The organism is Sulfolobus sp. B1 (assembly GCF_007050195.1).
Lineage (GTDB): Archaea > Thermoproteota > Thermoprotei_A > Sulfolobales > Sulfolobaceae > Saccharolobus.
In genome coordinates, this window is sequence record NZ_QIMI01000318.1 from 1 (window position 1) to 747 (window position 747).

General features: G+C 38.0%; 1 protein-coding gene and 1 pseudogene. Both read right to left on the reverse strand.

Going from position 1 to position 747, the window contains the following annotated elements; translation table 11 throughout:
* Positions 1-130 precede the first annotated feature (130 nt).
* Entirely contained in the window at positions 131-622 is a 492-nt protein-coding gene (cutC, locus tag DMP16_RS10440; protein ID WP_069283629.1) for a glyceraldehyde dehydrogenase subunit gamma, read from the reverse strand.
* A pseudogene (locus DMP16_RS10445) lies at positions 622-747 on the reverse strand (xanthine dehydrogenase family protein subunit M); the annotation flags it as partial. The pseudogene DMP16_RS10445 and the gene cutC, both read right to left, overlap by 1 nt.

Consider the following 747-nt stretch of genomic DNA (forward strand, 5'->3'; position numbering starts at 1 on the left):
TAGGCGTGTGGATATGTACTTCTTACGAAGCCAGCGTATAATGCTGGTATTCTTATATCATCTACATAATTACTCCTTCCGGTTATGAATTTTTCGTCATATAATCTTTTAACCGATTTTCCGACATAACTCATGCTCTCAACCTCTTGGACGCATCTATTACCGCCCTAATTATATTTTGATAACCGGTACATCTGCAAATATTCCCATGTAAACCATCCCTTATTTCTTCTTCCGATGGATTAGGATTTTGCTTTAGTAAAAAGTATGTTTGCATTATCATTCCAGAAGTACAGAAACCACATTGTAAAGCAAAATTATCTCTGAATGCTTCTTGAATTGGATGTAATTTAGAATCGACTGATAAGCCTTCAATAGTAGTGATTTCAGAACCATCAGCCTGGACAGCAAAAATTGTGCAAGATTTAACTGACTTACCATCAAGTAATACTGTACAAGCCCCACAAGTAGTAGTATCACATCCAACCTTTGTTCCGGTTAGACCTAGCTCATCCCTAATGAAGTCCACTAACAACATCCTAGGACTAACATACCTTTCATACCAAACCCCATTAACCTTAACTCTAACCTTAACTTTGTCTCCCTTGTTAACGACTTGCATCAGCCCATCACCTCCTTTAAAGCCTTTCTAGTTATAACCTTCATAACTTCCTTCCTATACCACGAACTCCCTCTAGTATCAGAGGGGGGATTAACTTGACTAGAAACCTTACTTACTATGTCCTC